This is a genomic window from Streptomyces sp. OR43 (assembly GCF_008042275.1).
Taxonomy (GTDB): domain Bacteria; phylum Actinomycetota; class Actinomycetes; order Streptomycetales; family Streptomycetaceae; genus Streptomyces.
The window spans coordinates 16,135-38,735 of record NZ_RDBK01000011.1 but is presented as its reverse complement, the minus strand read 5'-3'; the positions used below and the strand labels follow the sequence as shown (position 1 = coordinate 38,735).

At 71.9% G+C, this 22,601-nt stretch carries 11 protein-coding genes; 4 read left to right on the top strand and 7 right to left on the bottom strand.

Features of this window, described 5'->3' with window-relative positions; genetic code table 11:
* Positions 1 to 25 precede the first annotated feature (25 nt).
* On the top strand, positions 26 to 706 hold the full coding sequence (locus tag EAO72_RS08035) for an AroM family protein (RefSeq protein ID WP_148016545.1): 681 nt from the start codon (positions 26 to 28) through the stop codon (positions 704 to 706).
* Between the two features lie 4 nt (positions 707 to 710).
* On the opposite strand, the gene EAO72_RS08030 is transcribed toward EAO72_RS08035, so the two are convergent.
* A complete protein-coding gene (locus EAO72_RS08030; protein WP_148016544.1) occupies positions 711 to 1,493 on the bottom strand; it encodes an IclR family transcriptional regulator in 783 nt (260 codons plus the stop codon).
* Between the two features lie 253 nt (positions 1,494 to 1,746).
* Here EAO72_RS08030 and EAO72_RS08025 point away from each other — a divergent pair, with 253 nt between their 5' ends.
* The 3 genes from EAO72_RS08025 to EAO72_RS08015 all read left to right on the top strand — a co-directional run bounded on the left by EAO72_RS08025 (position 1,747) and on the right by EAO72_RS08015 (position 5,961).
* The gene (locus tag EAO72_RS08025; protein WP_148016543.1) at positions 1,747 to 3,378 is read left to right on the top strand and encodes an OPT/YSL family transporter; all 1,632 of its coding nucleotides are present in this window, start codon (positions 1,747 to 1,749) and stop codon (positions 3,376 to 3,378) included.
* Between the two features lie 65 nt (positions 3,379 to 3,443).
* Positions 3,444 to 4,508: an S-methyl thiohydantoin desulfurase domain-containing protein gene (locus EAO72_RS08020; protein ID WP_148016542.1), complete on the top strand. Its 1,065-nt coding sequence runs from the start codon at positions 3,444 to 3,446 to the stop codon at positions 4,506 to 4,508.
* A complete protein-coding gene (locus EAO72_RS08015; protein ID WP_148016541.1) occupies positions 4,501 to 5,961 on the top strand; it encodes a M20/M25/M40 family metallo-hydrolase in 1,461 nt (486 codons plus the stop codon). The genes EAO72_RS08020 and EAO72_RS08015 overlap by 8 nt, the downstream gene beginning before the upstream one ends.
* Positions 5,962 to 6,052: 91 nt before the next feature.
* Here the strand turns inward: EAO72_RS08015 and EAO72_RS08010 are convergent, their stop codons facing one another.
* The 6 genes from EAO72_RS08010 to EAO72_RS07985 form a co-directional block, all read right to left on the bottom strand.
* Positions 6,053 to 9,646, bottom strand: coding sequence for a S8 family serine peptidase (locus EAO72_RS08010; RefSeq protein ID WP_148016540.1), 3,594 nt, complete (start codon positions 9,644 to 9,646; stop codon positions 6,053 to 6,055).
* A gap of 20 nt (positions 9,647 to 9,666) precedes the next feature.
* Positions 9,667 to 13,257 carry a S8 family serine peptidase gene (locus EAO72_RS08005; protein WP_261991366.1) on the bottom strand — a complete coding sequence of 1,197 codons (3,591 nt, stop codon included), beginning with the start codon at positions 13,255 to 13,257 and terminating at the stop codon, positions 9,667 to 9,669.
* Positions 13,258 to 13,353: 96 nt separating this feature from the next.
* The gene (locus tag EAO72_RS08000; RefSeq protein ID WP_148016539.1) at positions 13,354 to 13,905 is read right to left on the bottom strand and encodes a malectin domain-containing carbohydrate-binding protein; all 552 of its coding nucleotides are present in this window, start codon (positions 13,903 to 13,905) and stop codon (positions 13,354 to 13,356) included.
* A gap of 232 nt (positions 13,906 to 14,137) precedes the next feature.
* Positions 14,138 to 17,881 carry a S8 family serine peptidase gene (locus tag EAO72_RS07995; RefSeq protein WP_148016538.1) on the bottom strand — a complete coding sequence of 1,248 codons (3,744 nt, stop codon included), beginning with the start codon at positions 17,879 to 17,881 and terminating at the stop codon, positions 14,138 to 14,140.
* A gap of 147 nt (positions 17,882 to 18,028) precedes the next feature.
* Positions 18,029 to 18,886, bottom strand: a complete 858-nt coding sequence (locus EAO72_RS07990; RefSeq protein ID WP_261991365.1) for a helix-turn-helix domain-containing protein — start codon at positions 18,884 to 18,886, stop codon at positions 18,029 to 18,031.
* Between the two features lie 223 nt (positions 18,887 to 19,109).
* Positions 19,110 to 22,406, bottom strand: a complete 3,297-nt coding sequence (locus EAO72_RS07985; protein WP_148016537.1) for a S8 family serine peptidase — start codon at positions 22,404 to 22,406, stop codon at positions 19,110 to 19,112.
* Between the last annotated feature and the right edge of the window lie 195 nt (positions 22,407 to 22,601).

The window sequence follows — 22,601 nt, the reverse complement described above, 5'->3', positions numbered from 1 at the left end:
AACTCCCCAGAGATGAGGCGCCGCCGTGCACACGCTCACCTTCCTGACCATCGGTCAGGCCCCGCGTCCGGACCTGTCCGAAGCCATCGAGGCGCATCTGCCGGCGACCGCACGCGTACGGCACGCCGGTGTGCTCGACGGTCTGACCCGCCAGGAGGCCGAGCTCCGCTTCGGGGCGACGGAAGGAGGCGCGACCCTTCTGAGCCGGCTGGCCGACGGCAGTTCCGTGACCTTGGACGCGGACACCGTCGGTGCCGCGCTGCAGGACCGTATCGATCAGGTGGAGGAGGCGGGCGCCGACGTCGTGGTGCTGCTGTGCACCGGGGAGTTCCCCGGCCTGCGGACCCGGCGGGCGCGGCTCGTCGAGCCGGACGCCCTGGTCACGGGATACGTCGGCACCGTCCTGCGGGGCAGCCGGGTCGGGTTCGTCGTTCCGCTGCCCGAGCAGGTCACCGAGGCGCGCGAGAAGTGGCGGACCGTCGTTCCCGACCCCGCGTTCACCACGGCCTCGCCCTACGCCGACGACGACGCGGCCCTGCTCGCGGCGGCCGGCACCCACCTCGAGGCCGGGGCGGACGTCCTGATGCTCGACTGCATGGGGTACGGGGCGCGGCACCGGCGGTCCCTGCGCGCGGCCGGGCTCACCGTGCCGGTCCTGACGCCGGGTGCACTGGTGGGCGCCGCCCTCGGGCCCCTGCTGGACTGACGCCTCAGCGGCCGGCGTCGGGCTCGACGTACCGCAGCCAGTACGGGTCGCCGATGCGCTTGCCGACGCGCAGGGCGGCGTCCCGTACGGAGCGGCCGAAGCGGGCCGCGTTCCCGTCGTGCAGCTCGGGCGCGGGCAGCGCGACGCCGATGCCGAAGATCTGCCCCGTGTCGCTGTCGAGTACGGCCGCGGAGACTCCGGCGACGTTCGGAACGTATTCGCCGCGCGAGGACTCCCAGCCGTCGGCGCGCACCCTGGCCAGGCAGGAGGTCAGTTCACCGGGGGTGCGCGGCGCCGAGCCCGTGCTCTGTTCCAGCCGGGCGTCGACCAGGCGCAGCACCTGTGCGTCGTCCAGGCGGGCGAGCAGCGCCCGCCCCATGGAGCTGGCGTAGGCGGGTGCCCGGGTGCCGGCCGGGGTGTACGCCTGGAGGGCGCCGGTCGTCCCGAGCCGCATGTGCAGCACGAGCGACTCGGGGCCGTCGAGCACGTCCACGTATCCGGTGTAGCCGATGTCGGCAACCAGCCTGGCCAGCTCCTCCTCCAGGAGAGAGGCCGTACTGCGCGAGGCACGGAAGTGGTACGAGGCCTCCATGACGAGTACGCCGGGGCGGTAGGCGCGGCTCGTCGGGTCGCGGTCGAGGAAGCCGTAGTCGGCCATCATGCTGAGCGTCCGCGAGACGGAGCTCTTGGGCAGATCCAGCGCCCCCGCGACGTCCGTCACGGTCAGATCGCGCTGCAGACGTGCCATCAACCGCAGGACATCGCGCGCGTTGGCGAGTGTGCTCACCGTTCTCCCGCCTCCCCCGAGCTCCCCCGAGTCGTGTCGTCCGATCGTAAAGGGCGCCCGGGCGTCCTCCCGACCACCCCTCGTCCGCCACTCCGGACCGCCCACATTCCGAGAATCCCGGCTGAGCCCTTGACGGCGGAATGAGCCATGTGGATGATCCAGGGAGATCCAGATACTCAGATGCTGTTCCACATTTTAGAACTTCCCCAGGCGACTGACAAGGCGCCCACCCGCACGGGAGCACCGAAGACCCATGAGCACTGACGCCTCTCCCCAGGCCGAGACCTCGCCCCCCGCGAGTGAGGGCCTGCGCCATCCCCGCGCCCTCGCCCCCGGCAATCTGATCCTCACCGTGGTGCTCAGCGTGTTCGGCGCGATCGTGGGCGTACAACTGCTCGCCACCCTCGGCGTCACCCCGAGCACCTCGCTGATCGGCGCCCTGGCCGCGATGACGCTGGCCCGCGTACCGCTCGTCATGTTCCGCGGCTTCCGCTCGGTGCATGCCCAGAACCTCGCCCAGACCAGCATCTCCTCGGCCACGTTCGGCGCCGCGAACAGCCTGTTCCTGCCGATCGGGATCCCGTTCCTGTTCGGGATGGACGACATGATCATCCCGATGCTGATCGGGGTCGCCGCCGCGATGCTGGTCGACGCCTGGCTGCTCTACCGGATGTACGACACCCCGGCCTTCCCCGCGAAGAACCCCTGGCCGCCCGGGCTCGCCGCCGCCCAGGCCATCAAGGCGGGCGACGAGGGCGGCCGCCGAGCCAAGGTCCTCGGCCTCGGTCTGCTGACCGGTCTGGTCGGCGCCGCGTTCACCCTGCCGATGTCGGCGTTCGGCGTGGCCCTGATCGGCGGGTTCGGTGCCATGGCCGCCTTCGGCGTCGGCCTGCTGTTCAACCAGTACGCCGACCCGCTGTTCGGGCTCGACCTGGGCGCCATGTACCTGCCTCACGGCATGATGATGGGGGCGGGCCTTGTCGCCCTCGTCCAGGTCGGCCGCACCATCCTCCAGGCCCGGCGCACCCCGGCGGGCGACACCCGCGCGACCGGACAGGCCGGTGCGCCGGAGGGCGCCCGACGCCTGGGGCGGTCCATGCGGCTGGGCTTCGGCGCCTACCTCGTGATCTCGGTCCTGCTCGCCTTCGGCACCGGTGCCGCCACCCATATGAGCCCGGGCATGCTGATCGGCTTCCTCCTGTACGCCTCCGTCGCCGCGTTCCTGCACGAACTGCTCGTCGGCATCGCGTCGATGCACTCCGGCTGGTTCCCCGCCTTCGCGATCGCCCTGATCACGCTGCTGCTCGGCATTCTCATCGGCTTCCCGCCCGAGGCGCTCGTCGTGCTGTCCGGCTTCACCGCCGCGACCGGCCCGGCGTTCGCCGACATGGGTTACGACCTGAAGGCGGGCCATCTGCTGCGGGGCGAGAACGCCGACCCGGCCTTCGAGCTGGAGGGCCGCCGTCAGCAGCTGATCGCCGCGATGATCGGCTTCGGCGTCGCCATCGTCGTCGTCCTCGTCTCGTACCGGATGTTCTTCGACAACGGGCAGACCGCCCCGATCGACGCCGCGTACGTCGCCGCGATCAAGGCGGGCCCGTCCGCGGAGACCGCGCGCGACCTCGCCCTGTGGGCGATCCCCGGCGCGCTCGTGCAGCTGATCGGCGGCTCCAAGCGCCAGCTCGGCATCCTGCTGGCGACCGGGCTGCTGATCACCACGCCCATGGCCGGCTGGATGGTCGCCGCCGGTATCGCCGTCCGCGTCCTCGCCCCGCGCGTCCTCGGCCCGAAGGCCAAGGACGACCTGGAGGTCTTCGCCGGCGGCGCGATCGCCGGTGACGCCCTCTACTCGTTCGGCAACGGCGTGTTCAAGGCCGCCAAGTAGGCCGCACAGCCGAACGGCCCGTACCCCCTCTCGCACCCTGTACAGAACCACCCTGGGAGACCCCCGTGAAGCGACAGTTGACCCATGACGACATCCGTGCGGCCGTGTACGGCGGTGCCGTACTCGGCGGAGGTGGCGGCGGATTCGTCGAGCGGGGTCTGCGCACCGCCGAACTGGCCCTCCAGATCGGCATACCGGAGCTGTGGACGGCCGACGAGTTCGCGGCCGACGACCTGACCGCGACGGTGGCCCTGGTCGGCGCCCCCGCGGCGCCCGACCCGCAGGTGCTGCCCACACACCTGCTGCGCGCCCTGGAACTGCTCCGCCGCGACCTGCCGCGCCCGCTCGTCGCGATCCACACGAACGAGAACGGCGCCGAGACCACCATCAACGGCTGGTTCCACTCCGCGATGACCGGCCTGCCCGTCATCGACCTGGCCTGCAACGGCCGCGCTCACCCGTCCAGCGTGATGGGCGCGATGGGCCTGCACCAGGAGGAGGACTACCTCTCCTCCCAGGGCTACGCGGGCGGCAAGCCGTACGCGTACGTCGAGGGCTCGGTCTCCGGCCGCCTGGAGGCCACGTCGAACGTCGTCCGGCGCGCCTCCGTCGAGGCGGGCGGCTGGGTCGGCGTCGCCCGCAACCCCGTCGAGGTCGGCTACGCGGTGCGCAACGGCGCGCCGGGCGCGATCGGCTTCGCCATCGAACTGGGCCGCCGCTTCCTGGCCGGCGGTGTGCTCGGCGCCGCCCAGCATCTCGGCGGCGAGATCGCCGTGACCGGCACGGTGCGCGAGTACCGCTGCGAGCAGCGGGAGGGCCTGGACGTCGGCGTCGCCGTCCTGGACGACCCGGCGCGCACCACCCTGTACTTCGTCAACGAGTACATGGCGCTCGATGTCGCCGGTGCCCGCCGGGCGTCCTTCCCCGATCTGATCACGACGTTCGACGAGGCCGGGCAGCCGCTCGCCTCCGCGGACGTCGAGGTCGGCAAGCAGGTCAGCGTCCTGGTCGCCCCGGCCGAGAACCTGTTGCTCTCCCGGACGATGTACATGCCCGACGTGTACGCGCCGGTGGAGGAGCTGCTCGGCATCGAGTTCGCCCCGGCCGAGAAGATCCTCGCCGATGCCTGAGCAGGTTCCGGCCGGTGTCGCCGAGGCCGGCCCCGTACGGGAGTTCTGTGACGCCCAGTGGGAGACGGAGGTGCTCCCCCTGGTCCGGCAGCACATCCGCTTCCCTGCGGTCAGCCCCGCGTACGACCCGGACTGGGAGGCCCACGGCCACCTCGACCGGGCCGTCGACGCGGCGGCCGCGTGGCTGCGGAACGTGCCGCTGCCCGGCCTGCGGGTGGAGGTGCTGCGCGCGCCCGGACGCACACCGCTGATCTTCTTCGAGGTCCCGGGCGAGGGCACGCGGGCGCCGGAGACCGTCCTGTTCTACGGCCATCTCGACAAGCAGCCCGAGGGCGACGGATGGACCGGGGGCCGCACCGCCTGGGAACCGGTGGACGACGACCCCCGGCTGTACGGCCGCGGGGGCGCCGACGACGGGTACGCGCTGCCCGCGTCGGTGACCGCGGTGCGGGCACTGGCCGAGCAGGGCGCGGCCCGGCCGCGCTGCGTCGGTGTGTTCGAGGCCGGCGAGGAGTCGGGCAGCCCCGACCTCGACCACTGGTTCGCCCTGCTCGCGCCGCGCATCGGCGAGGTGGGCCTGGTGGTCTGCCTGGACTCGGGAGCGGGCGACTACGAACGCCTGTGGCTGGTCACGTCGTTGCGCGGGGCCTGCGGCGGGACGCTCGACGTGCGGGTCCTCGGCGACGGCGCCCACTCCGGGGACGCGGGCGGCGTGGTGCCGTCGTCGTTCCGGGTGCTGCGGCGGTTGCTGGACCGGCTGGAGGACGGCGCGACGGGTGCGCTGCGCCCGGACGTACTGCACTGCGAGGTGCCGGACGAGCGCCGCGCCCAGACGCGTGAGGCGGCGGCGCTGCTGGGCGAGCAGGTCTGGGGCCGCTTCGACTGGTACGGGAACGCGTCCCCGGTGACGCGCGATCCCGAGGAACTGCTGCTCAACCGGGCCTGGCGCCCCAGTCTGGAGGTCACCGGAGCGGACGGGATGCCCCCGGTGGCGTCGGCGGGCAACGTGCTGCGCCCCCGCACACGCGTGAAGGTCTCGCTGCGGCTGCCGCCCACGGTGGACAGCGCGGCGGCCCTCGCGGAGGTCGGCCGGATCCTTGAGGCGGACCCGCCGTACGGCACCTCGGTCCGGTTCACGCCCGACCGGGTCCTCGCGGACGGCTGGCACGCACCCGCCGAACAGCCGTGGCTCCGGGCGGCACTGTCGGCGGCGAGCCGGGCCTGCTTCGACGGGGCGGACGTCGCCCGGATCGGGCAGGGCGGCACGATTCCGCTGATGGGGAAGCTGACCCGGCAGTTCCCCGAGGCCCAGTTCCTGGCCTGCGGAGTGCTGGGCCCGGGCGCGAACGCCCACGGCCCGAACGAGTCCCTCCACGTTCCTTACGCGCGACGCCTCACGTCGAGTCTGTCGCTGGTCCTCAACGACTACGCGTTGCGGGCCCGCGCGGTCTGATCGAGTCGCTGCCACCCGCCCGCGCCGAAGGGCCCGCCCCGGAAGAAGACGCTTCCGGAGCGGGCCCTGGTGCTGGTTCGGATGTGCCGGATCAGCTCGTCAGATCAGGGCGGTGTGTCACCCGGATCGAGTTGACCAACGTCATACCGGTGACCGAATCGAAGTCCACGTTCAGCTGCCCGTCGCTGACCTTGACCGTGAACGTCTTGGACAGGGCGGTCCGGGCGCCGCCCGACTCCAGGCGGACGTCCACGTTCGGAACCTTCTCCACGCCTTCGGCCGTCACGTCGAAGACGCGCTGCCCCGGCTTCACGCCCTCGGGCTCGGCGAAGCCCAGCTCCACCTGGTAGACGCCGTTCGGGATGGAACCGAAGCGGTACTCGCCGACGCCTTCTCGGCCGGAGCGCAGCAGTTGCTGCTCCTGGGAACTGCCGGCACCCGCGATGTCCTTGCGGGTGTAGGTGAGCGTGGTGCTGTCGCCCACGTACCCGAACGAGCCTTCCGCGTACGGCTGGTCCTGGGTCCAGGCGTCACCGAGGACATCCACGGACGCGGTGTCCGCGCCGACATCCACACCCTTCCGATACGCCGGGACGACCAGCTTCAGCGGCAGGGAGAGCGTCGGCGTACGCGCGCTCTCCGATGTCAGCACGAGGGTTCCGGTGAGGACGCTGCCGGGCTTGGCGGCCGTAGTGTCGAACGTCAGCGTGACCTGCTGCCGAGCGCCCGCGCCGAGGGTGCCGGAGGCCGGGGCCACCTTCAGCCAGGTCGCCCCGTACTTCTCCGCGACGGTGTACGGGGCCGGGGAGCCGTCGTTGGTGAGGGTCAGCGTGCGCTCGCGCCGCTCCCCGGCAGGCACGATCAGCTGCCAGCCGGCCGCGTTGTCCGCCCGCACCGCGCCCGTGGTCAGGGCGGATTCGGTGCGCAGTGCGGACAGGCTGCCCAGTTCGGCCGTGCGGGTCGCCGTGGCGTAGTGCGGCGCCGTGATCGTGACCTTGTAGTCGGTCGCCGCGGTCACCGGGACCTGCGTCAGGTAGGCACCGTCGGCCCGGGTGGTCGCCGTGCCGACGCTCGTCCCGTCGCGGGTGACGGTGACGGTGGCGCCGGAGGCAGGCTTGCCGTCGTTGGCGTCGGTCACCGTGCCGGAGACGACCGCGTGGCCCTCGGGCCGGAAGCTGATCGCCATGCCGTCACGGACGGAGAGCTGGTCGAACGAGTACTGGAAGGCGTCGGTGCCGTCGTGGTTCTCCGCGCCGATCGTGGCGCCGGTGCCCTGTTCGAAGCCCTTCGCGCTCGGGTCGATGCCCTTGTAGTGGAAGGAGTAGGTACCGTCCTCGCCGATCACTGCGGCGAAGCCGATGCGCCGGCTCGTGTCGCGGGCGATGAGCATGTCGCGCCACTCGACGACGTACTCGCGGTGCGGGGCGGTGCCACGGACCGTCGTGTAGATGCCGGACGAGGCGTCCATGGCGAGCTGGTCCCAGAACGGTGAGAGCGCGCCGTTGGCCGGGGCCTTGTCGGGCAGCGGGGTGTTGTCGAGCACGGAGAGGTAGCCGAAGATCGCCTGTCCGTCGCGGGTGATCCATCCCTTGTCGTACGTGTGGCCGTACAGGGCGACGGGGAACGGCAGCGTCACCGCGGAGTAGGCCCTCGACGGTGGCGGGAAATCGATCTTCGTCTCGCCGGTCGGGTACTCCGCGGACACCTGGCGGCAGGTGGTGCCGAAGGCGTCGGTGCGGGTGGCGAGGGCGATGTCCTTGGTGGCCGTGCCCGTGGCGATGTCGGTCACGATGCCGATGGTGGCCGCGCAGTGGTTCAGCGGGGTCAGGCTGATCCGGTACCCGCCGCCCACGGGCAGCGTCAGCTTGTAGCTGCCGTCCGCCGCGGTCGTGGCGCGGACCGGGGTGCCCTGCACCTTGATCGCGACGTCGGCCTCGGTGCCGGAGTCGCTGCGCACGGTACCGGTCAGGGTGCCCGTGGGTGCGGTGGCGAGTGCCGTGTCGTGGGTGGCGGAGTCGCCGTCGGTGACGGTGAGTCCGGCGGTGTCGGTGAGGTAGCCGAACTTGGTGACGGTCACCGTGTACGCACCGGAGACCAGCCGCGGGAAGGCGTAGGTGCCGTCCTTCTTCGTGGTCAGGGTGGCGTGCGTGGGACCGGCCACGGAGACCTCGACGTCGGCGGCCCGTTCGCTGCCGATGGTGACGGTGCCGGTGAGGGCGCCGACGTGGTCGCGCGGGGCCGCGTTGACGGCGGCGTACGCGTCGAGCCGGCCTTCGCCGTAGACGTTGTTGAAGGCCGCGGTGCCGCCGCAGGTGGTGTCGTCGACGTCGATCGCGGCCTTGTTCAGCACCGCTTCGGTGGCGGTGACGTCACCGCGCAGCGCCGGGGCGGCCGACCAGAGCAGGGCGACGGTGGCCGCGGTGTGCGGTGAGGCCATCGACGTGCCCGACTTGGCCGCGTAGCCGCCACCGGGGGTGGCGGAGCGGACGTTGACGCCGGGGGCGGAGATGTTCGGCTTGACGGTGCCGTCGATGCCCGGTCCGCGTGCGGAGAACGAGGCGATCTTGTTGTTGCTGTCGAAGGCGCCCGAGGCGTACGTGTTCGTGAGCGCGCCCGGGGAGCCGGCGGTGTCGCAGTAGGGTCCCGCGTTGCCGTTGGAGAAGGCCGGGAAGATCCCGGCGTCCCGCCACGACTGCACCATCGCCTGGTACCAGGTGTCCAGGCTGTCGGAGCCCCATGAGTTGTTGATGACGTCGGGGGCGCGATCGGGGCGCGGGTTCTCCCCGTCGGCGTCGGTCGGCGCGAGCATCCACTGCCCGGCGGCGAGCAGCGCGTCGCGCGGACAGCCCTGCGTGGTGCAGGCCTTGGCCGCCATCCAGCTTGCGCCGGGTGCGACGCCTGTGGAGTTGCCGGCGCCGTCGTCACCGACCATGGTGCCCATCGTGTGGGTGCCGTGGCCCTGGTCGTCGCAGGGCTGTGCCGTGCCGCAGGTGTGGGTCGCGTCGAACCAGTTGTAGGCGTGGTCGTAGGTGCCGTCGGTCTTCAGGCCGCGGTAGGCGGCGGCGAGGGCGGGGTGCTGGTAGTCAACGCCGGTGTCGATGCTGCCGATGACCGTGCCCTCACCGCGTACCCCGTACTCGTTCCACACCTTGGGGGCGTTGATGCGGTCGACGTTCCACTCGATGCCGTCGACCTTGGCCTCGTCGGTGCCGTTGACCGCGGGCGGGAGCGGGACGGTGTCGTCGGCTTCGATCGAGGCGACGTCGGAGCGGGCGGCGATCTTCGCGGCCAGGGCCTTGCTGCCGGTGACCTTGACGGTGTTGCTGATCCAGTACGACGTGTAGGACGCGTCGGCCTGCTTCAGCAGCGCCGTGAGTCCTTGCTGCGAGGTCTTGGCGTACGCGGTCTTCGCCTTCAGGACGGCACGGCCCCGACCGGTCTTGGTCGTGGCCTTCTTCGCGGCGGAGGTGTCGGCCTGGGAGGCGAGCTGCACCCAGAACGAGACCTTGTCGTGCCGGGTGAAGTCTTTGAGCAGGGCGCTGTCCGCCTTGCTCTGCAGTGTGGTCGGCGGGACCGGTTCGGTGTCGGCGACGGCCGGCAGCGCGCCCAGGAACGGGGCGCCGAGGGTCGTGGCGAGCGCGGTGGTGAGGAGTCCTCGCCACCGGGGTGTTCTGTGTCGGTTCACGTCTGCTTTCCTCATGGGGATCAGCTGCTCAGGTCGGGACGCTGGGTGACGCGGACGGCGTTGACGAGGGTCTTCTCGGCGCCGGTGGCAACCAGCCGGACGTTCAGCTGGCCGTCGGTGACGGTGACCGTGAAGGACTTGGTGAGCGCCCGGTAGCTGCCGCCGGTCTGGGCGACGATGTCGAGGTCGGGCAGGCGGACGGAGCCCTCGGCGAGGACGTCGGTGAGGCGCTGTCCGGCCGTGACCTTGCCGAGCTCCGCGAAGTCCAGCTCCACCTGGTACGTGCCGTTCGGCACCTGGTCGAAGCGGTACTCCAGAGCGCCCTCGCGTGCAGTGCGCAGCAGCTTGCCGTCAGTGGTGTCCTCGATGGCGTTGGTGGTGCTCACCTTCGTGGACTGACCGACGAAGCCGTACGAGCCGGCCGTGTACTTCCGGTCCGGGGTCCAGGCGTCGGCGGCTGAGTCGGTGTACGCCTTGGCCCCGCCGGCGTCGATCGCCGTGCGGTAGGCGGGCACGGACACGGTCACCGGAACCCTGATCTCCGGGGCCCGGCCGCTGTCGGAGGCGATGACGACGGTGCCCTTGAGGGCGGTGCCGGGCGCCACACCGTGTGTGTCGAAGGTCAGGACGACCTTCTGCTCACCGCCCTTGGCCAGCCGCCCCTGTGCGGGTGCGGCGCTGAACCAGGAGGCGCCGCCGGCCTCTGTGACCGAGTAGCCGGTGTCGGAGGCGGGGTTGGCAAGGGTGAGGGTGCGCTGCCTGCTCTCCTCGGCGGGCACGACGACGGTCGTCGCGGTGGCCGGGGTGGCGGTGACCTTTCCGGTGGCCAGCGCGGTGGAGAACTGTTCCGTGGCGCCGGTCGCGAGGGCGACGGTACGCGTGCCCGTGCCGTAGTGCGCGGCGGTGACGGTCACGTCGTAGTCGGTCTTGTCGCCGGTCACCGGCGTCTGCACCAGGTACGTGCCGTCGGGCCCCGTGGTGCCGGTGGCGACGGGCTCGCCGTCACGCTCGACGGTGACGGTGGCTCCGGCGAGCGCCTTGGCGTCGTTGCCGTCGGTGACGGTGCCGGTCAAGGCCGCGCTGCGGGTGGGCCGGAACTCGACCGCCAGGCCGTCGCTCACGGACGTCTCGTTGTACGAGTACTGCAGCGCGTCGGTGCCGTCCGCGTTCTCGGCCCCGATGGTGGCGCCGGAACCCTTCGCGTAGTCGCCGCCGACGGGGTTGCGGTAGTGGAAGGAGTACGTGCCGTCCTCACCGATCACCACGGAGAAGTCGAGCCTCTGCGTGCGTGCGGCGGATGTCACCACGTCGCGCCACTCCACGACGATCTCGCGGTGCGGGGCGGTACCGCGGGTGGACCAGTAGATGTCGCCGGTGTCGGTGGCGAGCTGGAGGTTGTCCCAGAACGGGTAGAGCGATCCGTTGGGGAGCCCAGGGAAGGGCATGGTCCGGTTGGCACTGACGTTGAGTGACGTCTCGAAGGCGAGGAAGCCCTCGATGTTCGCGGAGGCCTGCCGGTACGTCCTTCCGTACAGCGCCACAGGGAAGGGGAACTTGACCGTGGCCGAGCCGTCGTAGTCGCTGCTGGTGCTGAGCTTGGTGGCGCCGGACGGGAACGCGGTGTCGTGCGTGGTCCGGCAGACGGTGCCGAACCGGTCGCTGCGGTTGGGCAGGGCGAGGTCCTTACCGGCCTCGCCCGCGACGACCTGGACGCCGAACGATCCCATCGTGGCGCAGCGGGAGACCGGGGAGACCGTCAGCTGATAGGCACCGGCCGGGAGCCGGAGCGCGTACGTACCGTCGGCCGCCGTCGTCGTGGAGGTGTCGGCGGGGGCACCCGCCACCACGATCTTCGCGCCGGCCTCGGGGCCGGACAGCGTGGTCACGGTACCGGTGAGCGTGCCGATGGGCGCGAGGGCGAGGGCCAGGTCGCGGGTGGAGGTGGCGCCCTCGGTGACGGTGGCGGTGGACTCGGCGGTCGTGTAGCCGAACTTCGTGACCTTGACCCGGTAGTCGCCGACCATGAGCTTCGGCAGGCTGTACGTGCCGTCCGCGTGGGTGTCGGCGAGGGCGTTCATCGGCCCGTCGAGTTCCACAGTGGCGCCGGCCAGCGGTGCGCCGTCGGTGGTGACGTTGCCGGTGAGGCCGCCGAGCGGGCCGCGGGGGACGGATACGACGGCCTCGTAGGCGTCGAGCCGGCCCTCACCGTAGACGTTGTTGTTCTCGGCGCTGCCGCCGCAGGTGGTGTCGTCCACGTCGTGGGCGGTGCGGTCGAGGAGGCGTTCGGTGGCCGCGACGTCGCCGCGTATCGCCGGGGACGCCGCCCACATCAGGGCGACGGTGGCGGCGGTGTGCGGTGACGCCATCGACGTACCGGACATGACGGCGAATCCGCCGCCGGGGGCGGCCGAACGGACGTCGACGCCCGGGGCTGCGATGTCCGGCTTGACGGCACCGTCCTCGCCGGCGCCCCGGGACGAGAAGTACGCGATGTCGCCGGCGCTGTCGAAGGCGCCGGTGGCGTAGCTGTTGGTGTAGGCACCCGGGGAGCCGGCGGTGGCGCAGTCGGGGCCGTCGTTGCCGTTGGAGAACGCGGGGAAGATCCCGGCGTCGGTCCATGCCTGGACCATGTCCTTGTACCAGGTGTCGATGATATCGGCACCCCAGGAGTTGTTGACGACGTCGGGGGCCAGGTCCGGGCGCGGGTTCTGGCCGCCCCGGTCGGTGGGCGCGAGGATCCACTGGCCGGCGGCCATCAGCGCGTCCTGCGGGCAGCCCGTCGGGGTGCACGCCTTGGCGGCGATCCACCGGGCTCCCGGGGCGACACCGATCCGGTTGCCGTCGTGGTCGTCGCCGACCATGGTGCCCATGGTGTGGGTGCCGTGGCCGTGGTCGTCGCAGGGGGCGTCGCCCGGGCAGCTCGCGGTGGCGTCGAACCAGTTGTACTCGTGCTGGTACGTGCCGTCGGCCTTCAGACCGCGGTACTTGTTCATCAGCGTCGAGTGCTGGTAGTCGACGCCGGTGTCGATGTTGGCGACGACCATGCCGCTTCCGTTGATGCCCAACTCGTCCCAGACCTTGGGCGCGTTGATGCTGTCGAGGTTCCACTCGACGCCGTTGACCGTCGGTTCCTGCTCGGCGGGCAGTTCCTCGGGGAGTTGGAGGAGCTTGTCGGCCGCGATGGAGGCGACCTCCGGGCGGGCGGCGATCTTCTGCGCGAGGGCCTTGTCACCGGTGACCTTGAGGGTGTTGCTGATCCAGTACGAGGTGGAGTGCGCCCCCGCCTGCTTCACCAGGTCCTCGATGCCGGCCTGGGTGGTGGCGGCGTGCCGCTTCTTGGCCGCGATCAGGGCCTTGTCCCGGCCCACCCGGGTCTTCGCAAGCTTGGCGGCCGAGGTGTCGGCCTTGGAGCCGAGCTGCACCCAGAACGTCGTGGTGTCCTTCTTGTCCAGCTGCCGGACCACCTCGGTGTCGGCCTTGCCCAGCAGTTGGGCCGCGGGCGTCGGGGCCGGGCCCGCGGAGGCGGGCACCGCTACGAGGAGCGGCACCCCCATGGCCAGGGTGAGCGCGGCGGCCATCAGGCCCTGCCGTCGCGCGAGTTGCTGTCTCACGTACGCACTCTCTTTCCGGAGGGTTCTCTCATGCAGGGCCGGCGCGGGTGCGGACCGGGACCCGGAGGCCGGTCCGCACCGCGCCGGGGTTCGAGGTCAGCCCAGGTCGGGCCGGTGAGTGACGCGGATGGAGTTGACGAGCGGCTGATCGGAGGGGCTCGCGAACCGCAGGTTGAGCTGTCCGTCTACGACGTGGACGGTGAACGTCCGGGCCAGTGCGCGGTAGGTGCCGCCCGCCTCCAGGGCGATGTCGACGTCCGGGAGTTCCTGGACGCCTTCGGCGAGGACGTCGAACACCCGCTTGCCGGGCTGGGTGTTGCTCAGCTCGGCGAAGCCGAGCTCCACCTGGTAGGTGCCGTCCGGGAGACCGTCGAAGCGGTACTCGTAGGCGCCCTTCGCGGCGCTGGAGTACAGCGCCCGGTCGTCGGTGCCGGCGATGGGCTGACGGGTGGTGACCGTGCCGGTGCGGCCGAGGTAGCCGTACGAGCCCTCGGTGTAGGCCCGGTTGTCTTCTGTGCGTACGGGCTCGGCTCGGACGGCGCCGCCGCCGACGCGGGCAGCACCCCCATGAGTGGCAGGCTCATGACACCAGAGACCAGGGCTGCGACGACGGCGCGCCGTCGTGGGGGGACTTGCCTCAACACGCACTCTCCTTCACAGGAAATCCGTACGAGGGCCGCGGGATGATCGCGCGGTGGTGACCACACAGCAGTATGGGAGCGGTACACCGCGTCACCGGGCGCTGAGGGCTGGCGAGTTGGCGACATGGCGCCCTCTCGCCAACCGACCGTCCGGACGGGGGTGAGCGCACTGTCCACAACGCCGGGTGCCCCCGGACGCGGCGGCGTCCGGGGGCACCCGGCGGGGCGGGCCGGTCCCGTCATTTCACGGCGTACGCCCGGGTGATGGTCTGCTGGACGGAGTTGCCGTCGGCGTCCTGCGCGCCGATCCGCAGCGACACGTATCCGGCCCCCACGGGGTGGCGGATGGACACGGTAAACCGGCCGTCGGCGCCACCGGACACCGACGCCTTCCGCCAGGTGGTCCCGTCGTCGTACGACACCTCGGCGGTCATCGTCCGCGCTCTGACCGGGCCCGCCGTGCCGGGTTCCTCGGTACGTACCGTGAAGCCGAACCTCTCACCCGCGGGCCCCCGGTTGAGCAGGTCGAGCGGCAGGTCGTAGTAGAGCTGGAGCAGCCGCAGCGGAGCGGTCCCCGACTCCGGGCGGGCCGAGGTGAAGCGCCATTCGGAGTGGGTGCGCGTGGACATCTTCCAGTAGTCGGCGGTACGGGCGCTGTCCATGGTCAGCGTGTACTCGGTCGGCTCGGCGTACGGAGCGGGGAACGAACCGACGGCGGTGATGCGCTTCGCCAGCACCTCTCCGTGTGCGGAGAGCTGGGTGGAGAACGTGTCGGTGGCGTACGAGTACACGCCGTCGTGAACTGCCTCCGAGTCGGTCCATGGGGTGATGGCCAGGTTCATCGTGGCGGGACCGCGCACCGGGATGTACTCCGGGTCGTTCTCGGGGACGGCGGGGCGGGCCACCTGCTTGAGCCAGTCCTCCTTGACGACCTGCCCCGGGCTGTAGTCGGTCATCGGGCCGCTGTAGTGGCTGCCCCAGTCCTTGTCCAGATAGACGAGGTGGCGCCACGTCACTCCGTTCGCCGACACCCACTCGGTGCGGTGGATCGGCGCGGGCAGGGGTCGCGGTGTGCTCCACGAGGTGGCGGTCGCCTGGCCCGGCCGGTAGGCCCAGCGAAGGTCCTGGGCGAAGGGGTTCTCGGTGTGGGAGTGGTAGTCGGCCTCGACCCGGGCGGTGGTGGTCGTGTCGGCCTTGAGCATGGTGTCCTCGGGAATCTGCCCGTCCCACGGGAAGAGCAGGTCGTACGCGTACCGGCTTTCGGCCTCCGCGGCGATCAGCAGGACCTGGTGTCCGGACGCGGCCTGCTGGGCAAGCTCCTGGCCCGGCCCGGCGTCCAGGGTGAGCGCGGGGACGGGCAGCGTCGCCGTGCCCGCCGAGGCGAGGAAGCGGCCGGGCGCGGTGGTGTACACGAGCGCCGCCTTCGCACCCGCCTTCGCCGCGGCCGTGACCTGGTCGGTGAGCGCCAGGTCCGCGGAAGCACGGATCAGCGCGATCCGGCCGGACAGGTCCACCCCGGTGAGGTCGACCGCCGAGGCCGTGCCGACCGGGACGACCCGGCGCAGCGAGACGCCGTCCAGCTTCGGGGAGCCGACCACGTACTCCGGGCTGCGCACGACGCCGTGTCCGACCGCGTCGATGCGGATCTCGGGGGTGTACATCACCCACTGGGTGAAGAGGGTGAAGTGTTCCCGGGTGGTCTTCTCGGTCGGCAGCGCGTACACGTGGTCCACGTACTGGTCGAGCTGCGCGATCTGCGTCGCCGAACGCGATCCGCTGGAGCGTTCGTACCCGGCCATCAGGCCGCGGTGCTCGGCCGGGGTCGGTGTCCTGACCTTGATCTCCTTCGCGGCGGTGCCGTCGAGGGTCAGCTTGCGGTCACTGTCGACGACCAACTGCGGATCACCGGCCAGCGTGAAGTCGACGACCTGCTTGCCGGCCTCGTCGAACCCGGCGAGGAAGCCCATCAGGCTGTACGTGCCCGGCTTCACGCGGAAGACCACGTCGCCCTTGGCGTTGAGGGGAAGCGTGGAGAGGGCGCCGGTGTCCAGGTTGTAGAGGCTGACGTCGCTGTTGCGGTAGGCGAGCTGTCCGGCGTGGTTGACGGCGTGCACGGTGAGGGCGACCACGCGGTCCTCCTTCACCAGGCCGAACTCGGTGTGCACGGCGCCCGATCCGTCGCGATCGGCGGCGGTGAGCGTTCCGCTGATGCGTCCGCTCGGTCCGGCCTCGGGGTCGGCTGTCAGGACGACCTCGGCGGTGCCGTGCGCGGGCACGGTCACGGAGTCGGCGGACGGGGTCACCATGCCGGCGGGCAGGGGGGTGCCGAGCCCGTTGTCACCGCGCACGGACAGGTCGAGGGTCCGCGAGGTGTCGCCGTCGTTGCGGTAGGTCACGGTGCGGGCGACCGGCTCGTTCGCCGCGCCGTACTTGAAGAAGCCGTAGCCGACGGAACCGGTCGCGAAGAGCGTCCGGGCCGTTGTCCGGCCGATGTCCACCCGTCCCGCGCCCTGCTCGTATCCGGTGGCGCCCGCCACGGACTCGGAGGTCGACATCAGGGCGTCCTTCAGCCGCTGCGGCGACCAGTCGGGGTGCTGCTGGGCGAGGATGGCCGCCGCGCCCGACACGTGCGGGGTGGCCATGGAGGTGCCGCTGAGCGCCGTGTAGTGCTCGTCGACGACCTGCCCCCTGGAGGTACCGGCGGCGCGGGCGGCGACGATACCGACCCCGGGCGCGGCGATGTCGGGCTTGAGCGTGCCGTTGGTGAGCGGGCCCCGGCTGGAGAACGACGCGGTGGCGTCGTTGCGGTCGACGGCCGCGACGGCGAGGGCGGAGGGCGCGGCGGCGGGGTTGGCGACCGTGTTCGGCGTGGGTCCGTCGTTGCCGGCCGCGATGACGAACAGCGCGCCGGTCTCCGCGGTCAGGCGCTCGACGGCCAGGCTGGAGGGGTCGTCCCCGTTGCCGGGGCCGCTGCCCAGGCTCATGCTGATCACCTTGGCACCGGTGTGCGCGGCCCACTCCATGGCGCCGATAACGGCGGACGTGCTCCCCTGGCCGTTCTTGTCGAGCACCTTGCCGATGACGAGCTGCGCGCCGGGGGCGACGCCCTTGTACTTCCCGCCGGAGGCCGCGCCGCTGCCGACGACGGTGTCGGCGACATGGGTGCCGTGGCCGTTGTTGTCGACCACCGAGTCGGCGTCGCCCTCGGTGGTGAAGTTGCGGGACTCGACGACCTTGCCGCTCAGGTCGGGGTGGGTCGCGTCGATGCCGCTGTCGAGCACGGCGACCTTCACGCCCTTGCCGTCGTAGCCGGCCTGCCAGGCGGCCGGGGCGCCGATCTGCGGAACGCTGCGGTCGAGCGAGGCCGTGACCTTGGCGTCGAGCCAGATCCGGGTCATTCCCCCGTCGAGCGTGGCCTTCGCGTCCTTGCTTCCGGGGCGCACCGCCTCGTCCCAGAACGTCCGGGCCTGCTTCTTGTGCGTACGGAGCGCGGCGGCGCCGAGGCTGGCCAGCGTGCGGGTGCGCGCGGCGCCGTCGGGCACGGCGGCACGGGCCGCGCGTGCACCGGAGCCGTAGGAGACGATCAGGGGCAGGTCCGCGGAGCGCGCGTCGTCGTACCCCTGCTCGACCAGGGCGCTGACGTTGAACAGCCACGCGTCGACCTTGCCGGCGTCGACCAGCTCCTGCGCCTGTTCGGGGATGACGAACAGGCCGTCGGACGATTCGTTGATGAACGCGTTGTGGCGGACGGTGCCGCCCCCGGCGGGGACGATCATCGCCGAGCGACGGCCGTCCGGCCACTGGGTCAGACGCACCACGTCGCCGGTGACGAGCGTGACCTGGTGCTCGGTGGGCTGCGCTGCTCGGCCGGGACTTTCGGGGGCGGACGGGGCGGCCACGCCTGGCGTCTGGCCGAGGCCGCTCACGCCGAGGGCGAGGGCGGCGGCCGCCGCCAGGAGGGGGAACCGTCTGGATCCGGGCACGCGGGACTCCTTGTCGACACGGGGGAAGTGCAGGGAGACCCCCGGAGCCTCGCGGATCCCCGCGCGCCACGACAAGGCGTACCGGTGGCGAGTGTGCGACAGCGTGCGCGCTGTCGCCGCCTCGCCATCCGGTGGTGCGACCGGCCGTCACATCCAGTTGTTGCGCATGGCGTACCAGCCGAGCTGGAGCCGGGACGTCACCGACGCCAGGTCCATGAGCGCCCGCAGTCTGCGCTGGACGGTGCGCGGCGAGGTGCCCAGTTGCTTGGCGGTGGCCGCGTCCGTGAGGCCGGAAAGCATCAGCTGGAGGATCTGCCGGTCGACCGGGGCGAGTTCGGCGACCTCGCGCAGATACGGGCGGGAGTGCCGCCAGGCGGCCGCGAACAGCTCGGTGACCAGCATGATGAGCGGCTGCCTCAGCAGCACCGCGCGCTCCGGGTCGAGCTGGACCATGCCGACCTCACCGTCGGCGATGGCCAGTTTCAGCAGTGGGCTGTCGATCACCCGGACCTGCTCACCTCGGCGCACCCGCTCCTCAAGGGCGGCCACCGCGGCCGGTTCGGCGAGGAAGTCGCGGTCGACCAGGAGCTGGTAGGTCACGCCTGGGACCGAGTCGAAGCCGGGAGGCGCGGCGTCCGCGGGCGACGTCAAGGTTTTCGGGACCGGTGTGACGGTGTTCAGTCCGGTCAGGAACGCCTGAAAGGTGTGCCGGGCACCGGTCTCCAGCTCCAGGACCCTGCGCCCCTGGGCCACCGGGCCGTCGACGGTCTCCACGTACACCAGACCGTCGTCCGCGGGCCGGCCACGGACGAGGCCGGCCACGGCCGACTCGGCGCGCCGCAGGTCCTCCCCCAGCTGCCGGAAGACGGCCTGCAAGCTCTCCGCCATGTCCGCCGGCTCATCGTCGTGCGCGGGTTCGCGGGCGGGCGGACGGGACGCGCGCTCCGGCACCTGGGTGGTCCTCGGGGGATTTCCGGGATCGAGCGGGGGCTTGGACGTGGACATGAGCCTCAGTCTCGCCGAGGGCCACAACGGTCTCCCCGGGCCCGGAGCCGCTCGGCGGAAGCGCGGAAGGGCCCGTTTACCTTGGGATTACTGGCCGTTGAGCGGGGCGCCACTGTCCGGGGAGCGACGATGGCGAAAGTACGTCATGTCGTATCCTCGCCACCCCTGCGAACGCGAAAGCGGGCCGGCTCCCCAGGGGGCGCCGACCCGCTCACGGTCCCGTCTAACCGAGGGACTTGTTGACCTCGAAGGCCCGGGTGACGGTCTGCTTCACCGAGCTGCCGTCGCTCGCGGCGACCGTGGCGCGCAGGGTCGCGTACGAGGCGCCGGCGGGGGCGGTCAGTCCGGCGTGCGGCGGCGTTCCGCCCCTACCGGCGGTGACCTTGACGGTGTGCCAGGTGGCACCGTCGTCCCAGCTGACCTCCAGCTTCACCGGGGTGACGGTGGCTTCCACGGCTCCCGGTGCCCGCTGGACCTTCACGTCCACCCGCGTCGTCGCGAAGCGAGCGGCGCCGCCGGACGCGTCGAGACCGTGTGGGGTGAAGCGGACGGCCATCAGGGGCAGGACGGTGCCGGCCCCGTCGTCGGTGTCCGAGTCGAAGGCCCACTGCATCTGCAGCCGGGTGGACAGGGCGGCATAGGCCTGGTCACGGGTGAGGTCCGCGTCCAGGGTGTACCGGCCCGGACCGGCCGGGGCCGTGACGGACTTGCCGCTGCCGACGGCACTCCACTGGCTCACCTGCTGCCCGTCCTTCGCCAGCTTGAGCGTTCCCGTCGCGCCCCAGTCGGTGCCGCCGCGTGTGCCGTCGCCGTCGACGAACCACGGCGTTCCGGCCCAGACCACGGTGTCCTTGACCCGGTAGGCGGCCACGGCGGGGAGCGCCGGTCCGACCACCGCGGCCGCGAAGTCCAGGCGGCGCAGGGCGTGCGGGCCGAAGGCCTGCGTCGAGGTCACGATCGACTGGCGGCCGGCGATCGTGGCCCGGTCGAGCCACTCGCCGGCCGTGCGGTAGTCGCGGACGGTCGAGGGAAAGCGGGCCTGCTGGTCGATGAAGAGCGGCAGCAGGGCGTCGTCGTCCGGCGCGGCGCCGGTGGTGCCTGCGGCGGGGGCACCCTGGGCGTTGAAGTGCACGCGCACGTCGGTCAGGTCCCGGCGGTAGACCGAGAAGGCGGGAGCGGCCGGCACCCCGCCGTTCCAGTTCCGTGCCACGTGGTAGAAGAACGGGCTGGGTGACTGCGTGGAGGCGTCCTTGGACGCGAACACGGCGAACGTACGGTACTTGGCGTCCGCATCGGCGAACGGCGTCGCGTACAGGGACTGTCCGGCACGCTCGCCGGTGGTGACCACGCTCAGCGTGTACGTCCCGGTGCCGGCGGGCAGCGCGAGCGCGGCCTGCACGGCCGTGGCACGGGCGGCCGGGTCGTGGACGTCGACGGCGACCGGAACGGCGGTGCGGGCGTCGAGGTCGACCGTGGTGTCCTCGATCGGGGTGACGGAGGTGGCGGCCATGGTCGTGGTCCGCTCGGTGCCGGTGCCGCTGTTGATCGTCATGCCGACCCAGTACTGGGCCTCGGGCACGGTCACCGTCGCGGTGCCCGCGGTGAGGCGGACCGGGTAGCGGTCGCCGGTCCAGCGGTTGACCAGCAGGGCGGTGCCGGTCGCCGGGGTGCCGTCGCGCTGCTCGGCGTGGACCGTCACCTGGTGGCTGGGAACGGGGCTGTTGACGGCGAGGATCGTACGGGTGACGGCCTTGCCGTCCTGCGAGGCGGTGAGGACCGCGGACCACGGGCCGTGCGGCAACAGCGTGGCGCGGTTGGTGACGGTCGCGGTCGCGGTGCCGTGCGCGGGGACGGTGACCTGGTCGCGGTCGACCGAGAACTGCCCGGCGTTGCCCGGCTGGGCGGTGGGCGAGAGGGGCTTCCCGAGGGCCAGGCCGAGCGTCGTCGCGCTGTCACCGGAGTTGGTGAAGGTGACGGTCTGCTCGGTGTCCTTGCCGGCCCTGTCGGACCAGCCGGCCGTCGTCGTCAGGTTCGCCGGGGAGGCGAGGACCGTCTGACGCACAGCGGTGCCCACGTCGACCCGGCCGGTGCCCTGCTGGTACGGCGCGCGCTTGGCGTTCGGCTCGGCGCTGTTCATGAGCGCCGTCTTGATCTGTTCGCCGTTCCAGTCGGGGTGCGCCTGGGCGACGAGCGCGGCGGAGCCCGCCACGTGCGGCGTCGCCATCGACGTACCGCTCTTGGAGGTGTGGCCGCCGCCCATCTTCGCGGCGACGATGCTGACGCCGGGCGCTGTGATGTCGGGCTTCACGGCGTTGTCGCTGGGACGGGGGCCGCGGCTGGAGAAGGGGGCGAGTTCGTCGTCGGCGTCGACCGCGCCGACGGCGAGGGTGGCGTTGGCGATGGCGGGCGCCCCGACCGTGCCGGTGCCGTACTCGCCGTCATTGCCGGCGGCGACGACGAACAGCGTGCCGCTGCTCGCCGACAGGTCGTTGATGGCCGCGATCGCGGGGTCCGTCTCGTCGGCCGGCCCGCCCAGGCTCATGTTGACGACCTTGGCGTGGACGGTGTTGACGGCCCAGTCGATGCCGGCCAGAACCGCCGAGGTCGGGCAGGAGCCGGTGTTGTCGCAGACCTTGCCCACGGCCAGCGACGCGTCGGGGGCCACCCCGCGGTAGGTGGGGTCGACGCCGGCGATGGTGGAGGCGACGTGGGTGCCGTGGCCGTTGTCGTCCTCGGCGGTGCCGCCGCCGAGGAAGTTGGACGAGACCGTCACCCGGCCTGCCAGGTCCGGGTGGTCGGAGTCGTAGCCGCTGTCGAGGACGGCGACGGTGACGCCCTTGCCCGTGTATCCGTCGGACCATGCCTGCGGGGCGTTGATCTGCGGGACGCTCTTGTCCAGGGCGATGTGCATCCGGCCGTCGAGCCAGAGCTTGTTCGCACCGCCGGCCAGCGAGCGGCCGGTGCCGGCGGTGAGGCGCTTCCAGGTGGCGGCGGCGTCCGCTCGGCCGTGCGGGTCGAGCGAGGTCAGGCCCAGACGGGGGATCGCGTGGCCGGGACGGGCCGCGCTGCCGGCCGCCTTGCGGGCCTGCTTGGCCGCACCGGTTCCCTTGGCGTGCTGGACGATCATGCCCACGCCGCCGTCGGCAGTGGTTCCCTTCGTGCCGTAACCGGCCTCCAGCAGCGCCTTGACGTCGAAGAGGCGGGGGTCGAGCCGGCCGGCGGCGAGCAGCGGATCGGCGTCCGCGGGGATGACGCTGACGTCGTCCGATCCCACGGAACTGGTGGTGAAGGAGACGCCCTCGCGGCCGGGCGCCGGGGTGACGGTGGCCGAGCGGACGGCGGTGCCGGAGCGCTCGACCGTGACGGTGTCGCCGGTGGGCAGCGGCACCGTGAAGGTCGAGGGCACGGCCGGCCGGCCCGTGGTGTCCTGGCCCGGCGGGCCGGCCGCTTGCGCGACGGTGACGGGTATGAGTGTCGCTGCCACCAGGCCGGCGGCCGCGACGATGGATCTGACCTGCATGAAAGGAACCCCCAAGGTTCACTGAGCGTGGATTCGTCGCATCCTCGCAGCGCAGGTGGGCTACAACGGCGTTCGCATGGTGGCGACTTGACGACGCGTCGTAGACCCGCCACCGCTCCGGGGCACACGAAAGGGCCGGGCCGTCGTGTGACGGCCCGGCCCCGTGGCGTACGGCTGTGCCGCCGTCCTGAGCCG